This is a genomic window from Methanofastidiosum sp., from assembly GCA_020854815.1.
Classification (GTDB): Archaea; Methanobacteriota_B; Thermococci; order Methanofastidiosales; family Methanofastidiosaceae; genus Methanofastidiosum.
Window position 1 is genome coordinate 1 of sequence record JAHKLW010000017.1, and the last position, 3,879, is coordinate 3,879.

A 3,879-nucleotide genomic window follows, 5' to 3' on the forward strand; every position below is an offset into this window, starting at 1 on the left:
TCTCCCTTGCCAAATATTTTTTATTTGGCAAATGGAGATACAAACACTTGGCCTTGCACCCCTGTTTGTCAGTCTCCCTTGCCAAATATTTTTTATTTGGCAAATGGAGATACAAACACTTGCTTTTTATGGAAAAAGTTATTATAATTTATATAGTAGTAAATATAATAAATTTAATCTTATTATTATGAGCCAACAAAATAATCAAAACGATCAAAATAACCAAATTGATCCCAATTTTTTACCAAAAGATTCTAATGTTTATGTTAGAACAATGAATAGTGATTTGAATAACTTAAAAGAGCAGGGAGGAGAAGCTTTGCCTTATGCTAAAGAACCTGCAGATATTCCAAAAGTGACAGTCAATACTCACTCAACAGAAAATATTCCCGCTGATATTCCTGCTGCGACAATAAAACCTTCCGCTGATGAATATAATTTTGCTGACACAGAAAACCAACCTATGTCTAGCCAAGAACAGCCAATGCTAACTCCAGAAAATGTTCCTTCCGGAACACCAAACATACCTCTTGAAAATCAAATGCCAGCACAACCTGTTAAAGAAAATCCGGAGCCAGTGCCTGATTTTTCCTCAATAAACTTAACTGATCCACAAAATCAACCTCAGGAAGGTTTTGCAGATCAAAGTCCTGATCAGTTTGAAACTCCTGATAAGGTAGCTGATAGCTTTAATAAACCGCCAGAGCCATTTGCTAGCCCAACACAAGGGTTTCCTGCTCCAATGCCAGAAGCTCAACCAAGTTATCCTAGCCCAAATGAACCAACTCCAGCTAATGATTCTTCTTTTTTAGATAAGAGCCCTATAGCTGAAAAAACTCTTGGCAGCATTGATTTTAATCAACCCGTTCCGGAGCAAAAAGATAATTTAAGCTCTGATTTAAATAATTTGATAGCTCCTGAAGAGTTTAGCCCTATCTCAAACATTGATCCCAATGGATCAAAAAATGAGCCAAAAAATAAATTAATGCTTCCTTTGACAATACTTGGCATTTTGGCTTTACTTGTTGTTGCTTACTTATTAGTTTGACCAAGATTTTTTACTCCACAAGTAAAAGTTGACACACTGGAAAGCAATAATTTGCTTGTTACACCAACAACTGTTACTACCACAAAACCAAATCCTTTTTTATTGTTACGCCAAGGTTTTTTACAATCTAATTTAAATATCGATATTTCTAAATCACCTGAAATATTAAAACAAATCACAGACGAAGCTAAAACCCTTGGCGCCCCGCAAACATTTAAAGTTATTGCTCCTATTATAAAAGGTCAAATTTTATCAAGCGCTGAAATTTTAAATGCTTTTATAAATAACACTCCTGCGGAATTAAAAAATGGTCTTGGCGAAAAATATATTCTCTATGCTTACTACGGAGAATTTAAACCTTCTTTAGGTCTGGTTTTTACTCTTAAAGAAAATCAAACAGATGCTGTTAAAAGATCTTTTTTAAACTGAGAAGTAAACAGAGATATTATTAAAAACACCTTAAGCCTTTGGTTGTTTAGTCCTCAAGCAAGCAGGGCAACTATATTTAAAGATGCTGAGATTTTAGGAGCAAACGTTCGTTATTTTGAATACCCAGAAAATGAAGTTGATTTTAGCTATGCTTTCTATGAAAACTACCTCATCTTAAGCACATCTCTTGAATCAATAAACACTGCTTTAATTTATTTGCAAAATGGTGATACTCCCGTAATTAGATAGTTTAAACTCTAAAAACAAAAAACAACCGCTTTTCTTTGGTTGTTTTTTGTTTTTTTATTTGCTAATATAGAAAGGCCTTTAATTAAAATAAAAAAACGACATGAAAAACTGGATAAAAAATATTTTAACTATTACTTTTATATTGTTAGCAGCTGTTTTGTTATTTGGTGGAAGCTTTTTGAAAGAAAGCCCTGAAACAAAAAACATTGCTATCAGTGAATTAGCAGCCCAAATTAATAGTGGAAATATTTCTGACATTACTATAAAAGAAAATGTCATTACCTCTGTTGACAAAGAAGGTGTTCGCTTAATTTCAAAAACAGGCTTAAATGAATCTTTTTTTGATTTTCTTAAATACTATGAAATTGATGCAAAACAACTATCTTTAATTGAAGTCACTTTTGAAGAAAAAGTTGATTGGGGAAATATAATCTGACTAGCCATAATACTATTAATTCCTCTTTTCTTAATTTTTTCTTTTTTGGGTATGCCAGGAAGGAAAGGAAAGCAAGGCGGCCCTGGACAAATTTTTAATTTTAGCCAGTCAAATATAAAACAATTTACACCAACTAAAACTAAAGTTTCTTTTGATGATGTTGCTGGCATGAAGGAAGAAAAAGAAGAATTATTAGAAATAGTTGATTTTCTTAAAAACCCTAAGAAATTCACTGACTTGGGTGCTAAAATACCAAAAGGAGTTTTGCTAATGGGTGCTCCTGGAACAGGAAAGACTCTTTTAGCAAGATCAATTGCTGGAGAAAGCAATGTCCCTTTCTTTCATATTTCTGGGTCTGAATTTGTAGAAATGTTTGTTGGAGTTGGAGCTTCTAGAGTTAGATCTGCCTTTGCTATTGCTAAAAAAGCATCTCCGGCAATATTGTTTGTTGATGAAATAGATGCGATTGGCAGGGAAAGAGGTTCTGGTATAGGTGGAGGCCAAGACGAAAGAGAACAAACTTTAAATCAAATTCTTGTTGAAATGGATGGTTTTGATAACAACACCAATGTAATCGTGGTGGCAGCTACAAATAGACCTGATGTTCTTGATTCAGCTCTATTGAGGCCAGGTAGATTTGACAGAAGAATTGTCTTAAACTTGCCTGATTTAAATGAAAGACAAGAAATACTTACCTTACATTTAAAAAATAAAAAAATTGCTAAAAATATCGACATTAAAAAAGTTGCTGAAAGAACTCCTGGTTTTTCTGGTGCAGACTTAGAAAATTTAGCTAATGAAGCAACTTTATTGGCTGCAAAGAAAAACTTAAAAGAAGTTACCGGAGAACATGTTTTAGATTCTATTGAAAAAGTTTTGTTGGGACCAGAAAGAAGAAGCCATGTTATAAAAGAAAAAGAGATTACCGCTTATCATGAAGGAGGTCATGCTTTAGTGGCAGCGAAATTAAAACATGCTGACCCAATACATAAAATATCTATTATTTCAAGAGGAAGAGCAGCTGGCTATACTTTACAGCTTCCTTTGGAAGATAGAATTTTTCAAACAAAATCCGAGATGCTCGATACTTTAACAACACTGATGGGAGGATATGTAGCTGAAGAATTAACTTTTGGAGAAATATCAACTGGATCATCAAATGATTTAAAAATTGCCTCTGAAAAAGCACGTAAATTTATTGTAAAATATGGCATGAGCAATCTTGGGCCAATATCTTTGGCAGATGAAGAGTCTCTCTTTTTAGGAAGACAACTTACTTCTAGACATAATTACTCAGAAGAATTATCAGCAAAAGTTGACAAAGAGATGATTGGCTTGCTTACGGTCGCTTATAATGAGGCAAAAGAAATCCTAATAAAACACAAAGAAAAGCTAGAAAAAATTGCTAAAGCTTTACTTAAAAAAGAAACTTTAGAAAAAGATGAGTTCTATAAATTGCTTGAAGAAAAATAAATTTTGTGCTAAACTAGGTGTGCTTTTAAAAGTGCACCTAGTTTTTATCTGATATATTGTTTATTACAAATAATTATTGCCTTTGTGGGCGTATAGCTCAGTGGTAGAGCAATCGTCTTATATCAGATATTCACCATGTTTCTTTTTTGAAAATATCTGATATATTGTTTATTACAAATAATTATTGCCTTTGTGGGCGTATAGCTCACAATTAGAGCAATCGTCTTATATCAGATATTCACCA

At 33.0% G+C, this 3,879-nt stretch carries 4 protein-coding genes; all 4 read left to right on the top strand.

Features of this window, described 5'->3' with window-relative positions; all coding sequences use genetic code 11:
• The coding region (locus tag KO464_01455; GenBank protein ID MCC7572037.1) for a hypothetical protein at positions 1-1,048 on the top strand (1,048 nt) is incomplete at its 5' end.
• Positions 1,049-1,099: 51 nt separating this feature from the next.
• Entirely contained in the window at positions 1,100-1,477 is a 378-nt protein-coding gene (locus KO464_01460) for a hypothetical protein (protein ID MCC7572038.1), read from the top strand.
• Positions 1,478-1,826: 349 nt separating this feature from the next.
• Complete coding sequence (locus KO464_01465; protein MCC7572039.1) at positions 1,827-2,162, top strand: ATP-dependent metallopeptidase FtsH/Yme1/Tma family protein; 336 nt, start codon at positions 1,827-1,829, stop codon at positions 2,160-2,162.
• Positions 2,163-2,213: 51 nt separating this feature from the next.
• Positions 2,214-3,635, top strand: coding sequence for an ATP-dependent zinc metalloprotease FtsH (ftsH, locus tag KO464_01470; protein MCC7572040.1), 1,422 nt, complete (start codon positions 2,214-2,216; stop codon positions 3,633-3,635).
• The last annotated feature ends 244 nt before the right edge of the window (positions 3,636-3,879 follow it).

Coding starts and splice junctions, on each gene's coding strand:
- KO464_01465 (MCC7572039.1), top strand. CDS start 1,827: ATGAAAAACTGGATAAAAAATATTTTAACTATTACTTTTATATTGTTA.
- ftsH (MCC7572040.1), top strand. CDS start 2,214: ATGCCAGGAAGGAAAGGAAAGCAAGGCGGCCCTGGACAAATTTTTAAT.